The 20,939-nt window shown below is 60.9% G+C and carries 1 protein-coding gene (running past one end of the window); it reads left to right on the plus strand.

The features are described 5' to 3' along the window. A protein-coding gene (locus DV532_RS00675; RefSeq protein ID WP_120715282.1) for an immunoglobulin-like domain-containing protein crosses the window boundary here: on the plus strand, positions 1-20,939 show its 5' portion. 11,317 nt of this gene lie beyond the right edge of the window; only the first 20,939 of its 32,256 coding nucleotides appear in the window; the start codon lies at positions 1-3; the stop codon falls past the right edge of the window.

Raw genomic sequence — 20,939 nt, forward strand, 5'->3', positions numbered from 1 at the left:
ATGAGCAGCGTTGTAGCCATCGTCAAAAGTATTGTCGGCCAGGTTATTGCGGTATCCCCAGAGGGCATCCGGCGTGTACTGATCGAAGGGGACCGTCTGCTGGCTGGCGAGCAGGTGCTCACCGGCCCGGGCGGCGCAATTACCTTGGAACTGGCCGATGGCCGTATGCTCGACTTGGGCCGTGACAGCCAATGGAGTGCCGACGCGCCGGATAGCAGCGCCGACCTGAGCCAGGCGACTGCACAGGCCGCGCCCTCCGTGGAAGAGCTGCAACAGGCCATTGCTGCAGGTGTCGACCCAACTACCGAGCTTGAAGCGACTGCGGCGGGGCCATCGTCGGCTGGGGGAGGTGGCGCGCTGGGTGGTGGCCACAGCTTCGTAATGCTCGAAGAAACTGCAGGCAGGGTTGACCCTACCATCGGCTTCCCAACCGACGGCCTGGGCTTCGCTGCCGTGCTCGATAGCGCAGAAGTTGGCGTGCTGGATACCACCAGCAGCAACCTAGTGACTACGCCGACGACGGACACTGACGTCGCTACCGGTCTGGTGCTTGGCGCTACCCCTTCCATCAGCGAAGCGGGTGGCGTAATCGTTTATACCGCGACGGTTGGCTTGGCACCGACTACTAACCTGGTCGTTACCCTGTCCAACGGTGCCGTAATTGTCATTCCGGCCGGGCAGACCAGTGGTAGCGTCAGCGTCGTGGTCCCGGCTAACGACACCCCGTATATCGACGGGGGGCAAATTTCGACCACCGTAACGGGAACCACCGGGGGCGGCGGGCTAACGGTGACAGTGCCGCAAACGCCAGCGGTAACCCAAGTTACCGATACCATCGACACAACCACCGCCACCCTGACCGCTTCGCCAAGCGTGACCGAAGGTGGCGTCATCACTTACACCGTGACCTTGAGCAACCCTGCCCAGACGCCGGTGACTGTGACCTTGTCCAACGGCCAGACCATCACCGTCGAAGCCGGCAAGACCCAGGGCAGCGTCGACTTCCAGACCCCGGCCAACGATGTCTACAACAACGGCTCGACCGTCAGCGTGACCATCGAGAGCGCCACCGGTGGCAACTTCGAGCAGCTGACGCCGAATCCGACCCCGGCACAGACCACCATCAACGATTCGGTCGACAGCACCACCGCGACCCTGACGGCGAGCCCGTCGGTGACCGAAGGTGGCGTGATCACTTACACCGTGACCCTGAGCAATCCAGCCCAGTCGCCGGTGACTGTGACCCTGTCCAACGGCCAAACCATCACCGTTGAGGCCGGCAAGACCCAGGGCAGCGTCGACTTCCAGACCCCGGCGAACGACGTCTACAACAACGGTTCGACCGTTAGCGTGACCATCGAAAGCGCTACCGGTGGCAACTTCGAGCAGCTGACCCCGAATCCGACCCCAGCACAGACCACCATCAACGATTCGGTCGACAGCACCACGGCGACCCTGACCGCTTCGCCAAGCATCACTGAAGGCGGCGTGATCACCTACACCGTGACCCTGAGCAACCCCGCTCAGTCTCCGGTGACCGTGACCCTGTCCAACGGCCAAACCATCACCGTTGAGGCCGGCAAGACCCAGGGCAGCGTCGACTTCCAGACCCCGGCCAATGATGTCTACAACAACGGTTCGACCGTTAGCGTGACCATCGACAGCGCCACCGGTGGCAACTTCGAGCAGCTGACCCCGAATCCGACCCCAGCACAGACCACCATCAACGATTCGGTCGACAGCACCACCGCGACCCTGACGGCGAGCCCGTCGGTGACCGAAGGTGGCGTGATCACTTACACCGTGACCCTGAGCAATCCAGCCCAGTCGCCGGTGACTGTGACCCTGTCCAACGGCCAAACCATCACCGTTGAGGCCGGCAAGACCCAGGGCAGCGTCGACTTCCAGACCCCGGCGAACGACGTCTACAACAACGGTTCGACCGTTAGCGTGACCATCGACAGCGCCACCGGCGGTAACTTCGAGCAGCTGACGCCGAATCCGACCCCGGCACAGACCACCATCAACGATTCGGTCGACAGCACCACCGCGACCCTGACGGCGAGCCCGTCGGTGACCGAAGGTGGCGTGATCACTTACACCGTGACCCTGAGCAATCCAGCCCAGTCGCCGGTGACTGTGACCCTGTCCAACGGCCAAACCATCACCGTTGAGGCCGGCAAGACCCAGGGCAGCGTCGACTTCCAGACCCCGGCGAACGACGTCTACAACAACGGTTCGACCGTTAGCGTGACCATCGAAAGCGCTACCGGTGGCAACTTCGAGCAGCTGACCCCGAATCCGACCCCAGCACAGACCACCATCAACGATTCGGTCGACAGCACCACGGCGACCCTGACCGCTTCGCCAAGCATCACTGAAGGCGGCGTGATCACCTACACCGTGACCCTGAGCAACCCCGCTCAGTCTCCGGTGACCGTGACCCTGTCCAACGGCCAAACCATCACCGTTGAGGCCGGCAAGACCCAGGGCAGCGTCGACTTCCAGACCCCGGCCAATGATGTCTACAACAACGGTTCGACCGTTAGCGTGACCATCGACAGCGCCACCGGTGGCAACTTCGAGCAGCTGACCCCGAATCCGACCCCAGCACAGACCACCATCAACGATTCGGTCGACAGCACCACCGCGACCCTGACGGCGAGCCCGTCGGTGACCGAAGGTGGCGTGATCACTTACACCGTGACCCTGAGCAATCCAGCCCAGTCGCCGGTGACTGTGACCCTGTCCAACGGCCAAACCATCACCGTTGAGGCCGGCAAGACCCAGGGCAGCGTCGACTTCCAGACCCCGGCGAACGACGTCTACAACAACGGTTCGACCGTTAGCGTGACCATCGACAGCGCCACCGGTGGCAACTTCGAGCAGCTGACCCCGAATCCGACCCCAGCACAGACCACCATCAACGATTCGGTCGACAGCACCACCGCGACCCTGACGGCGAGCCCGTCGGTGACCGAAGGTGGCGTGATCACTTACACCGTGACCCTGAGCAACCCAGCCCAGTCGCCGGTGACTGTAACCCTGTCCAATGGCCAGACCATCACCGTTGAAGCGGGTAAAACCCAGGGCAGCGTCGACTTCCAGACCCCGGCCAATGATGTCTACAACAACGGCTCGACCGTTAGCGTGACCATCGACAGCGCCACGGGCGGTAACTTCGAGCAACTGACCCCGAACCCGACTCCAGCACAGACCACCATCAACGATTCGGTCGACAGCACCACCGCGACCCTGACGGCGAGCCCGTCGGTGACCGAAGGTGGCGTGATCACTTACACCGTGACCCTGAGCAACCCGGCCCAGTCGCCGGTGACCGTAACCTTGTCCAACGGCCAGACCATCACCGTTGAAGCCGGCAAGACCCAGGGCAGCGTCGACTTCCAGACCCCGGCCAATGATGTCTACAACAACGGTTCGACCGTTAGCGTGACCATCGACAGCGCCACGGGCGGTAACTTCGAGCAGCTGACCCCGAATCCGACCCCGGCGCAGACATCGATCAATGATTCGGTGGATAACACCACCGCGACTCTGACTGCTTCGCCAAGCGTCACTGAAGGCGGCGTGATCACTTACACCGTGACCCTGAGCAACCCGGCCCAGTCGCCGGTGACCGTAACCTTGTCCAACGGCCAGACCATCACCGTTGAAGCCGGCAAGACCCAGGGCAGCGTCGACTTCCAGACCCCGGCCAATGATGTCTACAACAACGGTTCGACCGTTAGCGTGACCATCGACAGCGCCACGGGCGGTAACTTCGAGCAACTGACGCCGAACCCGACTCCAGCACAGACCACCATCAACGATTCGGTCGACAGCACCACCGCGACCCTGACGGCGAGCCCGTCGGTGACCGAAGGTGGCGTGATCACTTACACCGTGACCTTGAGCAACCCTGCCCAGACTCCGGTGACTGTGACTCTGTCTAACGGCCAGACCATCACCGTTGAGGCCGGCAAGACCCAGGGCAGCGTCGACTTCCAGACCCCGGCCAATGATGTCTACAACAACGGTTCGACCGTTAGCGTGACCATCGACAGCGCCACGGGCGGTAACTTCGAGCAGCTGACCCCGAATCCGACCCCGGCGCAGACATCGATCAATGATTCGGTGGATAACACCACCGCGACTCTGACTGCTTCGCCAAGCGTCACTGAAGGCGGCGTGATCACCTACACCGTAACCCTGAGCAACCCCGCTCAGTCGCCGGTGACTGTGACCCTGTCCAACGGCCAGACCATTACCGTCGAAGCCGGCAAGACCCAGGGCAGCGTCGACTTCCAGACCCCGGCCAATGATGTCTACAACAACGGTTCGACCGTTAGCGTGACCATCGACAGCGCCACCGGTGGCAACTTCGAGCAACTGACGCCGAACCCGACTCCGGCGCAGACGTCGATCAATGATTCGGTCGACAGCACCACGGCGACCCTGACGGCGAGCCCGTCGGTGACCGAAGGTGGCGTGATCACTTACACCGTGACCTTGAGCAACCCTGCCCAGACTCCGGTGACTGTGACTCTGTCTAACGGCCAGACCATCACCGTTGAGGCCGGCAAGACCCAGGGCAGCGTCGACTTCCAGACCCCGGCCAATGATGTCTACAACAACGGTTCGACCGTTAGCGTGACCATCGAAAGCGCCACGGGCGGTAACTTCGAGCAACTGACGCCGAACCCGACTCCAGCACAGACCACCATCAATGACTCGGTCGACAGCACCACGGCGACTCTGACTGCTTCGCCAAGTGTCACTGAAGGCGGCGTGATCACCTACACCGTGACCCTGAGCAACCCAGCCCAGTCGCCGGTGACCGTGACCCTGTCCAACGGCCAAACCATCACCGTTGAGGCCGGCAAGACCCAGGGCAGCGTCGACTTCCAGACCCCGGCCAATGATGTCTACAACAACGGTTCGACCGTTAGCGTGACCATCGACAGCGCTACCGGTGGCAACTTCGAGCAGCTGACCCCGAATCCGACCCCGGCACAGACCACCATCAACGATTCGGTCGACAGCACCACCGCGACCCTGACGGCCAGCCCGTCGGTGACCGAAGGTGGCGTCATCACTTACACCGTGACCCTGAGCAATCCAGCCCAGTCGCCGGTGACCGTGACTCTGTCCAACGGCCAGACCATTACCGTTGAAGCGGGTAAAACCCAGGGCAGCGTCGACTTCCAGACCCCGGCCAATGATGTCTACAACAACGGTTCGACCGTTAGCGTGACCATCGACAGCGCTACCGGTGGCAACTTCGAGCAGCTGACCCCGAACCCAACCCCGGCGCAGACCACCATCAATGATTCGGTCGACAGCACCACGGCGACCCTGACGGCGAGCCCGTCGGTGACCGAAGGTGGCGTCATCACTTACACCGTGACCCTGAGCAATCCAGCCCAGTCGCCGGTGACTGTGACCCTGTCCAACGGCCAGACCATTACCGTTGAAGCGGGTAAAACCCAGGGCAGCGTCGACTTCCAGACCCCGGCCAACGACGTCTACAACAACGGTTCGACCGTTAGCGTGACCATCGACAGCGCCACGGGCGGTAACTTCGAGCAGCTGACGCCGAACCCGACCCCGGCACAGACCACCATCAACGATTCGGTCGACAGCACCACCGCGACCCTGACGGCCAGCCCGTCGGTGACCGAAGGTGGCGTCATCACTTACACCGTGACCCTGAGCAATCCAGCCCAGTCGCCGGTGACCGTGACTCTGTCCAACGGCCAGACCATTACCGTTGAAGCGGGTAAAACCCAGGGCAGCGTCGACTTCCAGACCCCGGCCAACGACGTCTACAACAACGGTTCGACCGTTAGCGTGACCATCGACAGCGCCACGGGCGGTAACTTCGAGCAGCTGACGCCGAACCCGACCCCGGCACAGACCACCATCAACGATTCGGTCGACAGCACCACCGCGACCCTGACGGCCAGCCCGTCGGTGACCGAAGGTGGCGTCATCACTTACACCGTGACCCTGAGCAATCCAGCCCAGTCGCCGGTGACCGTGACTCTGTCCAACGGCCAGACCATTACCGTTGAAGCGGGTAAAACCCAGGGCAGCGTCGACTTCCAGACCCCGGCGAACGACGTCTACAACAACGGTTCGACCGTTAGCGTGACCATCGACAGCGCCACCGGTGGCAACTTCGAGCAGCTGACCCCGAATCCGACCCCAGCACAGACCACCATCAACGATTCGGTCGACAGCACCACCGCGACCCTGACGGCGAGCCCGTCGGTGACCGAAGGTGGCGTGATCACTTACACCGTGACCCTGAGCAACCCAGCCCAGTCGCCGGTGACTGTAACCCTGTCCAATGGCCAGACCATCACCGTTGAAGCGGGTAAAACCCAGGGCAGCGTCGACTTCCAGACCCCGGCCAATGATGTCTACAACAACGGCTCGACCGTTAGCGTGACCATCGACAGCGCCACGGGCGGTAACTTCGAGCAACTGACCCCGAACCCGACTCCAGCACAGACCGCCATCAACGATTCGGTCGACAGCACCACCGCGACCCTGACGGCCAGCCCGTCGGTGACCGAAGGTGGCGTGATCACTTACACCGTGACCCTGAGCAATCCAGCCCAGTCGCCGGTGACCGTGACTCTGTCCAACGGCCAGACCATTACCGTTGAAGCGGGTAAAACCCAGGGCAGCGTCGACTTCCAGACCCCGGCCAATGATGTCTACAACAACGGTTCGACCGTTAGCGTGACCATCGACAGCGCCACCGGTGGCAACTTCGAGCAGCTGACCCCGAATCCGACCCCAGCACAGACCACCATCAACGATTCGGTCGACAGCACCACGGCGACTCTGACTGCTTCGCCAAGTGTCACTGAAGGCGGCGTGATCACCTACACCGTGACCCTGAGCAACCCAGCCCAGTCGCCGGTGACTGTAACCCTGTCCAATGGCCAGACCATCACCGTTGAAGCGGGTAAAACCCAGGGCAGCGTCGACTTCCAGACCCCGGCCAATGATGTCTACAACAACGGCTCGACCGTTAGCGTGACCATCGACAGCGCCACGGGCGGTAACTTCGAGCAACTGACCCCGAACCCGACTCCAGCACAGACCGCCATCAACGATTCGGTCGACAGCACCACCGCGACCCTGACGGCCAGCCCGTCGGTGACCGAAGGTGGCGTGATCACTTACACCGTGACCCTGAGCAACCCGGCCCAGTCGCCGGTGACCGTAACCTTGTCCAACGGCCAGACCATCACCGTTGAAGCCGGCAAGACCCAGGGCAGCGTCGACTTCCAGACCCCGGCCAATGATGTCTACAACAACGGTTCGACCGTTAGCGTGACCATCGACAGCGCCACGGGCGGTAACTTCGAGCAGCTGACCCCGAATCCGACCCCGGCGCAGACATCGATCAATGATTCGGTGGATAACACCACCGCGACTCTGACTGCTTCGCCAAGCGTCACTGAAGGCGGCGTGATCACTTACACCGTGACCCTGAGCAACCCGGCCCAGTCGCCGGTGACCGTAACCTTGTCCAACGGCCAGACCATCACCGTTGAAGCCGGCAAGACCCAGGGCAGCGTCGACTTCCAGACCCCGGCCAATGATGTCTACAACAACGGTTCGACCGTTAGCGTGACCATCGACAGCGCCACGGGCGGTAACTTCGAGCAACTGACGCCGAACCCGACTCCAGCACAGACCACCATCAATGACTCGGTCGACAGCACCACGGCGACTCTGACTGCTTCGCCAAGTGTCACTGAAGGCGGCGTGATCACCTACACCGTGACCCTGAGCAACCCAGCCCAGTCGCCGGTGACCGTGACCCTGTCCAACGGCCAAACCATCACCGTTGAGGCCGGCAAGACCCAGGGCAGCGTCGACTTCCAGACCCCGGCGAACGACGTCTACAACAACGGTTCGACCGTTAGCGTGACCATCGAAAGCGCTACCGGTGGCAACTTCGAGCAGCTGACCCCGAATCCGACCCCGGCACAGACCACCATCAACGATTCGGTCGACAGCACCACCGCGACCCTGACGGCGAGCCCGTCGGTGACCGAAGGTGGCGTCATCACTTACACCGTGACCCTGAGCAACCCGGCCCAGTCGCCGGTGACCGTGACTCTGTCCAACGGCCAGACCATTACCGTTGAAGCGGGTAAAACCCAGGGCAGCGTCGACTTCCAGACCCCGGCCAATGATGTCTACAACAACGGTTCGACCGTTAGCGTGACCATCGACAGCGCCACCGGTGGCAACTTCGAGCAACTGACGCCGAACCTGACTCCGGCGCAGACGTCGATCAATGATTCGGTCGACAGCACCACGGCGACCCTGACGGCGAGCCCGTCGGTGACCGAAGGTGGCGTCATCACTTACACCGTGACCCTGAGCAACCCCGCTCAGTCGCCGGTGACAGTGACTCTGTCCAACGGCCAGACCATTACCGTCGAAGCCGGCAAGACCCAGGGCAGCGTTGACTTCCAGACCCCGGCCAACGACGTCTACAACAACGGCTCGACCGTCAGCGTGACCATCGACAGCGCCACGGGCGGTAACTTCGAGCAACTGACCCCGAATCCGACCCCGGCGCAGACATCGATCAATGATTCGGTGGATAACACCACCGCGACTCTGACTGCTTCGCCAAGCGTCACTGAAGGCGGCGTGATCACCTACACCGTAACCCTGAGCAACCCCGCTCAGTCGCCGGTGACTGTGACCCTGTCCAACGGCCAGACCATTACCGTTGAAGCGGGTAAAACCCAGGGCAGCGTCGACTTCCAGACCCCGGCCAACGACGTCTACAACAACGGTTCGACCGTTAGCGTGACCATCGACAGCGCCACGGGCGGTAACTTCGAGCAGCTGACGCCGAACCCGACTCCGGCGCAGACATCGATCAATGATTCGGTGGATAACACCACCGCGACTCTGACTGCTTCGCCAAGCGTCACTGAAGGCGGCGTGATCACCTACACCGTAACCCTGAGCAACCCCGCTCAGTCGCCGGTGACCGTGACCCTGTCCAACGGCCAGACCATCACCGTTGAAGCCGGCAAGACCCAGGGCAGCGTCGACTTCCAGACCCCGGTCAACGACGTCTACAACAACGGTTCGACCGTTAGCGTGACCATCGAAAGCGCCACGGGCGGTAACTTCGAGCAACTGACGCCGAACCCGACTCCAGCACAGACCACCATCAATGACTCGGTCGACAGCACCACGGCGACTCTGACTGCTTCGCCAAGTGTCACTGAAGGCGGCGTGATCACCTACACCGTGACCCTGAGCAACCCAGCCCAGTCGCCGGTGACCGTGACCCTGTCCAACGGCCAAACCATCACCGTTGAGGCCGGCAAGACCCAGGGCAGCGTCGACTTCCAGACCCCGGCGAACGACGTCTACAACAACGGTTCGACCGTTAGTGTGACCATCGAAAGCGCCACCGGCGGTAACTTCGAGCAACTGACGCCGAATCCGACCCCAGCCTCGACTGTCATTAATGACAGCATTGATACCGTCAGCGTAAGCATCATCAGCAATGGCAATGTGACCGAAGACCAACAGCCTTCCTTCACTGTAAAAGTAAGCCAGGCACTTGATCGTCCGCTGACTGTTACCCTGTCGAACGGCGACAAGGTAACCATTGAAGCCGGCAAGACCGAAGTCGAGTACAAAACCTCGGCCCAGGGTGATGACGTCATCAATGACGCCGGTTCGGTTACGCTTAGCGTCACTGACGCTACCGTTTCGGGCGCCACCTTCGAGCAGCTGGCGCTTGGTGGCCCGGCAACCGTTGAAATCACGGACACTATCAGTGAAGTAGTCGCCACGCTGACTGCCGACAAGTCTTCCGTGACTGAAGGTGGCCAGGTGACCTACACCGTCACCCTGACCAACGCACAGGGTCTGCCTGTTAATCAGCACGGCGCGCTCACTTTCACCTTGAGCGACGGCACGACAGTAACCATCCCGGCTAACAGCGCGTCGGGTACCGCCACCATCACCGTCAACGATGATGTCTATGTCGGTGGTCAGGCGGCTATCGCGAACAAGCTGGAGTCCGTAGCGGGTGCGGGTACCTTCGAGAAGCTGACGCTCGGCGGTGAGACCATCACTACCTCGGTAACTGACGAGCCAGGTTCCGGAACCCCGGGCACCGACAACCAGGGCGATCTGGTACAGGTCACCATCACCGCTGACCAAAACTCGGTGGCTGAGAACGTCAACCCGACCTTCACCGTTCACATCAATGCGCCGCTGGATCACGACCTGGTCGTGACCCTGAGCAACAATGCTCAGGTCACCATCAAGGCTGGCGATACCAGCGCGCCGTATTCTCATGACGCACAGGGCGATGACGTTTACAGCGACGCCGGCCAGATCAGTCTGGGCATCAAGGCGGCGGCGGATGTCGACGGCCGTACTTTCGAGAACCTGCAACTGGGCGGTGCCGCTTCGGTCGAGGTGACCGACACCATTAGCGAAGTGGTGGCCAAGCTGACGGCCAGCGAGTCGGTCACCGAAGGCGGCGAGATCACCTACACCGTCACGCTGACCAGCAAAGACGGCCTGCCGCTCAATAACCACTCGACGCTGTACTTCACCCTCAGCGATGGCAAGACCGTTGTTGCGGTGCCGGCCAACAGCACCACGGGTTCGATCACCGTTACCGCGCCAGATAACGTCTACGTGGGCGCCAACCCGCCAGTGGTCAACGCGATCCAAGCGGTTAGCGGTGCGGACGCGTGGAAGTTCGAAAAACTGACGTTGGACAAGACCCAGGTCAGCACTACAGTGACTGACGAGCCTGGCACCCCTGGGCCTGCAGGCGATATCGTCAAGGTCACTATCGAGGCCAACCAAGAGTCGGTGTTCGAGAACCAGAGCCCGACCTTCACCGTCAAGATCAACACTGTGCTGGCGCATGATCTGGTTGTGACCCTGAGCAACAATGCCCAGGTCACTATCAAGGCGGGCGAAACCAGCGTGCAGTACACCCACGCCGAGCAGGGTGACGACGTTTACCAAGATGCTGGCGAAATCAGCGTGGGCCTCAAATCGGCGGCCGATATAGCAGGCAGCACCTTCGAAAACCTGCAATTGGGCGGCGATGCGTCGGTGAAAGTGACCGACACCATCAACGAAGTGGTGGCCAAGCTCACTGCCAGCGAGTCGGTCACCGAAGGCGGCGAGATCACCTACACCGTCACGCTGACCAGCAAAGACGGCCTGCCGCTCAATAACCACTCGACGCTGTACTTCACCCTCAGCGATGGCAAGACCGTTGTTGCGGTGCCGGCCAACAGCACCACGGGTTCGATCACCGTTACCGCGCCAGATAACGTCTACGTGGGCGCCAACCCGCCAGTGGTCAACGCGATCCAAGCGGTTAGCGGTGCGGACGCGTGGAAGTTCGAAAAACTGACGTTGGACAAGACCCAGGTCAGCACTACAGTGACTGACGAGCCTGGCACCCCTGGGCCTGCAGGCGATATCGTCAAGGTCACTATCGAGGCCAACCAAGAGTCGGTGTTCGAGAACCAGAGCCCGACCTTCACCGTCAAGATCAACACTGTGCTGGCGCATGATCTGGTTGTGACCCTGAGCAACAATGCCCAGGTCACTATCAAGGCGGGCGAAACCAGCGTGCAGTACACCCACGCCGAGCAGGGTGACGACGTTTACCAAGATGCTGGCGAAATCAGCGTGGGCCTCAAATCGGCGGCCGATATAGCAGGCAGCACCTTCGAAAACCTGCAATTGGGCGGCGATGCGTCGGTGAAAGTGACCGACACCATCAACGAAGTGGTGGCCAAGCTCACTGCCAGCGAGTCGGTCACCGAAGGCGGCGAGATCACCTACACCGTCACGCTGACCAGCAAAGACGGCCTGCCGCTCAATAACCACTCGACGCTGTACTTCACCCTCAGCGATGGCAAGACCGTTGTTGCGGTGCCGGCCAACAGCACCACGGGTTCGATCACCGTTACCGCGCCGAATGACATTTATATAGGCGCTCAGCCTGTAATCAACGCGATCGACGCAGTCAGCGGTGCAGATGCGTGGAAGTTCGAAAAACTGACCTTGGACAAGACTGAGGTCAGCACTACGGTCACCGACCAGCCGGGCTCCGAGGACATCACCTGCCTGAACCTGTCTGCTACGCCTACAGTAGCCGAAGGCGGCAAGATCACTTACACCGCCACTTTGACCAACAAGGCCGGCACCGACCTGGTGATCAAGCTGAGCAATGGCGAAACCATCACCATTGCCGCCGGCTCGAAAGAGGCCTCGATCACCGTCGACGCGCCAAGCGATGACGTTTACCTCGATGCCGAAGATCTCGGCGTGACCATCACTGGCACCACCGGCGGTGACTTCGAGAAGCTCGACGTCAGCAGCACCGCAGCGGTGACCAAGGTCACCGACACCATCGACACCACCACCGTGACCCTGACTGCCTCGCAAAGCGTGGTCGAGGGCGGTGTGGTCACTTACACCGCCTCGGTCAACCACAAAGTCACTGGCACCGATCTGGTAGTGAAACTGGCCAACGGCCAGACCATCACCATTCCTGTAGGTGAGTCGTCGGCTTCGGTGCCATTCACTGCACCGAACAACGTCCACAACACCAACCTGGACCTGACCAACAAGATCACTGAGATCTCGGGCGGTAACTACGAGAAGACCGTGGCCGTTGGCGAGCCAGTGACAACTGTCACCGACAACCCAGCGACCCCGGACGCCACTTCGCTGACCTTGACCGCGACGGACACCGTGGCTGAAGGCGGCAAAATCACCTACACCGCCACTTTGACCAACAAGGCCGGCACCGACCTGGTGATCAAGCTGAGCAATGGCGAAACCATCACCATTGCCGCCGGTTCGAAGGAAGCTTCGATTACGGTCGATGCGCCAAGCGACGACGTGTACCTCGATGCCGAAGATCTCGGCGTGACCATCACTGGCACCACCGGCGGTGACTTCGAGAAGCTCGACGTCAGCAGCACCGCAGCGGTGACCAAAGTCACCGACACCATCGACACCACCACGGTGACCCTGACGGCGACCTCGACGGTTACTGAAGGCGGCGTAGTGACCTACACCGCCTCGGTCAACCACAAAGTCACCGGTACTGACTTGGTAGTGAAGCTGGCTAACGGCCAGACCATCACCATTCCTGTAGGTGAGTCGTCGGCTTCGGTACCGTTCACCGCGCCAAACAACGTCCATAACACCAACCTGGACTTGACTAACAAGATCACCGAGATCTCGGGCGGTAATTACGAGAAGACTGTGGCTGTTGGCGAGCCGGTGACAACTGTCACCGACAACCCAGCGACCCCGGACGCTACTTCGCTGACCTTGACGGCAACGGACACCGTGGCTGAAGGCGGCAAGATCACCTACACCGCTACCTTGACCAACAAGGCCGGCACCGACTTGGTGATCAAGCTGAGCAATGGCGAAACCATCACCATTGCCGCCGGCTCTAAAGAAGCCTCGATCACCGTCGATGCGCCAAGCGACGACGTGTACCTCGATGCCGAAGATCTCGGCGTGACCATCACTGGCACCACCGGCGGTGACTTCGAGAAGCTCGACGTCAGCAGCACCGCAGCGGTGACCAAAGTCACCGACACCATCGACACCACCACCGTGACCCTGACTGCCTCGCAAAGCGTGGTCGAGGGTGGTGTGGTCACTTACACCGCGTCGGTTAACCACAAAGTCACCGGTACTGACTTGGTAGTGAAGCTGGCTAACGGCCAGACCATCACGATTCCAGTGGGTGAGTCGTCGGCTTCGGTACCGTTCACCGCGCCAAACAACGTCCATAACACCAACCTGGACTTGACCAACAAGATCACCGAGATCTCGGGCGGTAATTACGAGAAGACTGTGGCTGTTGGCGAGCCGGTGACAACTGTCACCGACAACCCAGCGACCCCGGATGCCACTTCGCTCACGCTGACCGCGACGGAAACCGTGGCTGAAGGCGGCAAGATCACTTACACCGCTACCTTGACCAACAAGGCTGGCACCGACCTGGTGATCAAGCTGAGCAATGGCGAAACCATCACCATTGCCGCCGGCTCTAAAGAAGCCTCGATCACCGTCGACGCGCCAAGCGATGACGTGTACCTCGATGCCGAAGACCTGGGTGTGACCATCACTGGCACCACCGGCGGTGACTTCGAGAAGCTCGACGTCAGCAGCGCGGCGGCGGTGACCAAGGTCACCGACACCATCGACACCACCACTGTGACGCTGACTGCCTCGCAAAGCGTGGTCGAGGGCGGTGTGGTCACTTATACCGCGTCGGTCAATCACAAGGTCACCGGCACTGACCTGGTAGTGAAACTGGCTAACGGCCAGACCATCACGATCCCCGTGGGTGAGTCGTCGGCTTCGGTGCCGTTCACCGCGCCGAACAACGTCCATAACACCAACCTGGACCTGACCAACAAGATCACCGAGATCTCGGGCGGTAACTACGAGAAGACCGTGGCCGTTGGCGAGCCTGTGACGACTGTCACCGACAACCCAGCGACCCCGGATGCCACTTCGCTGACCTTGACCGCGACGGATACCGTGGCCGAAGGCGGCAAAATCACCTACACCGCCACTTTGACCAACAAGGCCGGCACCGACCTGGTGATCAAGCTGAGCAACGGTGAGACCATCACCATTGCCGCCGGCTCTAAAGAAGCCTCGATCACCGTCGACGCGCCAAGCGATGACGTGTACCTCGATGCCGAAGACCTGGGCGTGACCATCACTGGCACCACCGGCGGTGACTTCGAGAAGCTCGACGTCAGCAGCGCGGCGGCGGTGACCAAGGTCACCGACACCATCGACACCACCACTGTGACGCTGACTGCCTCGCAAAGCGTGGTCGAGGGCGGTGTGGTCACTTACACCGCGTCGGTTAACCACAAAGTCACCGGTACTGACCTGGTAGTGAAGCTGGCTAACGGCCAGACCATCACCATTCCGGTGGGCGAGTCGTCGGCCTCGGTACCGTTCACCGCGCCAAACAACGTCCATAACACCAACCTGGACCTGACCAACAAGATCACTGAGATCTCGGGCGGTAACTACGAGAAGACCGTGGCCGTTGGCGAGCCTGTGACGACTGTCACTGACAACCCAGCGACTCCGGACGCTACTTCGCTGACCCTGACCGCGACGGACACCGTGGCCGAAGGCGGTAAGATCACCTACACCGCTACCTTGACCAACAAGGCCGGCACCGACTTGGTGATCAAGCTGAGCAACGGTGAGACCATCACCATTGCCGCCGGCTCTAAAGAAGCCTCGATCACCGTCGACGCGCCAAGCGATGACGTGTACCTCGATGCCGAAGACCTGGGCGTGACCATCACTGGCACCACCGGCGGTGACTTCGAGAAGCTCGACGTCAGCAGCGCGGCGGCGGTGACCAAGGTCACCGACACCATCGACACCACCACTGTGACGCTGACTGCCTCGCAAAGCGTGGTCGAGGGCGGTGTGGTCACTTACACCGCGTCGGTCAACCACAAAGTCACCGGCACCGACCTGGTAGTGAAACTGGCTAACGGCCAGACCATCACGATTCCAGTGGGTGAGTCGTCGGCTTCGGTGCCGTTCACTGCACCGAACAACGTCCACAACACCAACCTGGACCTGACCAACAAGATCACTGAGATCTCGGGTGGTAACTACGAGAAGACCGTGGCCGTTGGCGAGCCTGTGACGACTGTCACTGACAACCCAGCGACTCCGGACGCTACTTCGCTGACCTTGACCGCGACGGACACCGTGGCTGAAGGCGGTAAGATCACCTACACCGCCACTTTGACCAACAAGGCCGGCACTGATCTGGTGATCAAGCTGAGCAATGGCGAGACCATCACCATTGCCGCCGGCTCGAAAGAGGCCTCGATCACCGTCGACGCGCCAAGCGATGACGTTTACCTCGATGCCGAAGACTTGGGCGTGACCATCACTGGCACCACTGGCGGTGACTTCGAGAAATTGGACGTCAGCAGCACTGCGGCTGTGACCAAAGTCACCGACACCATCGACACCACCACCGTGACCCTGACTGCCTCGCAAAGCGTGGTCGAGGGCGGTGTGGTCACTTACACCGCCTCGGTCAACCACAAAGTCACTGGTACCGATCTGGTAGTGAAACTGGCCAACGGCCAGACCATCACCATTCCAGTGGGTGAGTCGTCGGCTTCGGTGCCGTTCACTGCACCGAACAACGTCCACAACACCAACCTGGACTTGACCAACAAAATCACTGAGATCTCGGGCGGTAACTACGAGAAGACCGTGGCCGTTGGCGAGCCAGTGACAACTGTCACCGACAACCCAGCGACCCCGGACGCCACTTCGCTGACCTTGACCGCGACGGACACCGTGGCCGAAGGCGGTAAGATCACCTACACCGCCACTTTGACCAACAAGGCCGGCACCGACCTGGTGATCAAGCTGAGCAATGGCGAAACCATCACTATTGCTGCCGGTTCCAAGGAAGCGTCGATCACCGTCGACGCGCCGAGCGACGACGTTTACCTTGATGCCGAAGACCTGGGTGTGACCATCACTGGCACCACCGGCGGTGACTTCGAGAAGCTCGACGTCAGCGGCGCGGCGGCGGTGACCAAGGTCACCGACACCATCGACACCACCACGGTCACCCTGACCGCGACTTCCACCGTCGCTGAAGGCGGGGTAGTGACCTACACCGCGTCGGTCAACCACAAGGTCACCGGCACTGACTTGGTAGTGAAACTGGCCAACGGCCAGACCATCACCATTCCAGTGGGTGAGTCGTCGGCTTCGGTGCCGTTCACTGCACCGAACAACGTCCACAACACCAACCTGGACCTGACCAACAAGATCACTGAGATCTCGGGTGGTAACTACGAGAAGACCGTGGCCGTTGGCGAGCCTGTGACGACTGTCACTGACAACCCAGCGACTCCGGACGCTACTTCGCTGACCTTGACCGCGACGGACACCGTGGCTGAAGGCGGTAAGATCACCTACACCGCCACTTTGACCAACAAGGCCGGCACTGATCTGGTGATCAAGCTGAGCAATGGCGAGACCATCACCATTGCCGCCGGCTCGAAAGAGGCCTCGATCACCGTCGACGCGCCAAGCGATGACGTTTACCTCGATGCCGAAGACTTGGGCGTGACCATCACTGGCACCACTGGCGGTGACTTCGAGAAATTGGACGTCAGCAGCACTGCGGCTGTGACCAAAGTCACCGACACCATCGACACCACCACCGTGACCCTGACTGCCTCGCAAAGCGTGGTCGAGGGCGGTGTGGTCACTTACACCGCCTCGGTCAACCACAAAGTCACTGGTACCGATCTGGTAGTGAAACTGGCCAACGGCCAGACCATCACCATTCCAGTGGGTGAGTCGTCGGCTTCGGTGCCGTTCACTGCACCGAACAACGTCCACAACACCAACCTGGACTTGACCAACAAAATCACTGAGATCTCGGGCGGTAACTACGAGAAGACCGTGGCCGTTGGCGAGCCAGTGACAACTGTCACCGACAACCCAGCGACCCCGGACGCCACTTCGCTGACCTTGACCGCGACGGACACCGTGGCCGAAGGCGGTAAGATCACCTACACCGCCACTTTGACCAACAAGGCCGGCACCGACCTGGTGATCAAGCTGAGCAATGGCGAAACCATCACTATTGCTGCCGGTTCCAAGGAAGCGTCGATCACCGTCGACGCGCCGAGCGACGACGTTTACCTTGATGCCGAAGACCTGGGTGTGACCATCACTGGCACCACCGGCGGTGACTTCGAGAAGCTCGACGTCAGCGGCGCGGCGGCGGTGACCAAGGTCACCGACACCATCGACACCACCACGGTCACCCTGACCGCGACTTCCACCGTCGCTGAAGGCGGGGTAGTGACCTACACCGCGTCGGTCAACCACAAGGTCACCGGCACTGACTTGGTAGTGAAACTGGCCAACGGCCAGACCATCACCATTCCAGTGGGTGAGTCGTCGGCTTCGGTGCCGTTCACTGCACCGAACAACGTCCACAACACCAACCTGGACTTGACCAACAAAATCACTGAGATCTCGGGCGGTAACTACGAGAAGACCGTGGCCGTTGGCGAGCCAGTGACAACTGTCACCGACAACCCAGCGACCCCGGACGCCACTTCGCTGACCTTGACCGCGACGGACACCGTGGCCGAAGGCGGTAAGATCACCTACACCGCCACTTTGACCAACAAGGCCGGCACCGACCTGGTGATCAAGCTGAGCAATGGCGAAACCATCACTATTGCTGCCGGTTCCAAGGAAGCGTCGATCACCGTCGACGCGCCGAGCGACGACGTTTACCTTGATGCCGAAGACCTGGGTGTGACCATCACTGGCACCACCGGCGGTGACTTCGAGAAGCTCGACGTCAGCGGCGCGGCGGCGGTGACCAAGGTCACCGACACCATCGACACCACCACGGTCACCCTGACCGCGACTTCCACCGTCGCTGAAGGCGGGGTAGTGACCTACACCGCGTCGGTCAACCACAAGGTCACCGGCACTGACTTGGTAGTGAAACTGGCCAACGGCCAGACCATCACCATTCCAGTGGGTGAGTCGTCGGCTTCGGTGCCGTTCACTGCACCGAACAACGTCCACAACACCAACCTGGACTTGACCAACAAAATCACTGAGATCTCGGGCGGTAACTACGAGAAGACCGTGGCCGTTGGCGAGCCAGTGACAACTGTCACCGACAACCCAGCGACCCCGGACGCCACTTCGCTGACCTTGACCGCGACGGACACCGTGGCCGAAGGCGGTAAGATCACCTACACCGCCACTTTGACCAACAAGGCCGGCACCGACCTGGTGATCAAGCTGAGCAATGGCGAAACCATCACTATTGCTGCCGGTTCCAAGGAAGCGTCGATCACCGTCGACGCGCCGAGCGACGACGTTTACCTTGATGCCGAAGACCTGGGTGTGACCATCACTGGCACCACCGGCGGTGACTTCGAGAAGCTCGACGTCAGCGGCGCGGCGGCGGTGACCAAGGTCACCGACACCATCGACACCACCACGGTCACCCTGACCGCGACCTCGACGGTTACTGAAGGCGGCGTAGTGACCTACACCGCCTCGGTCAACCACAAAGTCACCGGTACTGACTTGGTAGTGAAACTGGCCAACGGCCAGACCATCACGATTCCAGTGGGTGAGTCGTCGGCTTCGGTGCCGTTCACTGCACCGAACAACGTCCACAACACCAACCTGGACCTGACCAACAAGATCACTGAGATCTCGGGCGGTAACTACGAGAAGACCGTGGCCGTTGGCGAGCCAGTGACAACTGTCACCGACAACCCAGCGACCCCGGACGCCACTTCGCTGACCTTGACCGCGACGGACACCGTGGCTGAAGGCGGCAAAATCACCTACACCGCCACTTTGACCAACAAGGCCGGCACTGATCTGGTGATCAAGCTGAGCAATGGCGAGACCATCACCATTGCCGCGGGCTCGAAAGAGGCCTCGATCACGGTCGATGCGCCGAGCGACGACGTGTACCTCGATGCCGAAGACCTGGGCGTGACCATCACTGGCACCACCGGTGGTGACTTCGAGAAGCTCGACGTCAGCAGCACCGCAGCGGTGACCAAGGTCACCGACACCATCGACACCACCACGGTCACCCTGACCGCGACTTCCACCGTCGCTGAAGGCGGGGTAGTGACCTACACCGCGTCGGTCAACCACAAGGTCACCGGCACTGACTTGGTAGTGAAACTGGCCAACGGCCAGACCATCACGATTCCAGTGGGTGAGTCGTCGGCTTCGGTGCCGTTCACTGCACCGAACAACGTCCACAACACCAACCTGGACCTGACCAACAAGATCACTGAGATCTCGGGCGGTAACTACGAGAAGACCGTGGCCGTTGGCGAGCCAGTGACAACTGTCACCGACAACCCAGCGACCCCGGACGCCACTTCGCTGACCTTGACCGCGACGGACACCGTGGCTGAAGGCGGCAAAATCACCTACACCGCCACTTTGACCAACAAGGCCGGCACCGACCTGGTGATCAAGCTGAGCAACGGTGAGACCATCACCATTGCCGCCGGCTCTAAAGAAGCCTCGATCACCGTCGACGCGCCAAGCGACGACGTGTATCTCGATGCCGAAGACCTGGGCGTGACCATCACTGGCACCACCGGTGGTGACTTCGAGAAGCTCGACGTCAGCAGCGCGGCGGCGGTGACCAAGGTCACCGACACCATCGACACCACCACCGTGACCCTGACTGCCTCGCAAAGCGTGGTCGAGGGCGGTGTGGTCACTTACACCGCCTCGGTCAACCACAAAGTCACTGGTACCGATCTGGTAGTGAAACTGGCCAACGGCCAGACCATCACCATTCCGGTGGGCGAGTCGTCGGCCTCGGTGCCGTTCACCGCACCGAACAACGTCCACAACACCAACCTGGACCTGACCAACAAGATCACCGAGATCTCGGGTGGTAACTACGAGAAGACCGTAGCGGTTGGCGAGCCGGTGACAATGGTGTCCGACGGCCCAGGCACCAAGGATATTACCCGCCTGAGTCTCAGTGCGACGGATACCGTGCCCGAAGGCGGTAAGATCACTTACACCGCCACCTTGACTAACAAGGCTGGCACCGACTTGGTGATCAAGCTGAGCAATGGCGAGACCATCACCATAGCCGCCGGCTCGAAGGAAGCTTCGATTACCGTCGATGCCCCAAGCGACGACGTATACGTCGATGCTGAAGTCCTTCGTGTCAAAATCACCGATACTTCAGGCGGTGATTTCGAGAAGTTGAATGTAAACAGCGGCGCAGCGGTGACCAAAGTCACCGA

The sequence above is a fragment of the Pseudomonas sp. Leaf58 genome (assembly GCF_003627215.1).
In the GTDB taxonomy this organism is placed as follows: domain Bacteria; phylum Pseudomonadota; class Gammaproteobacteria; order Pseudomonadales; family Pseudomonadaceae; genus Aquipseudomonas.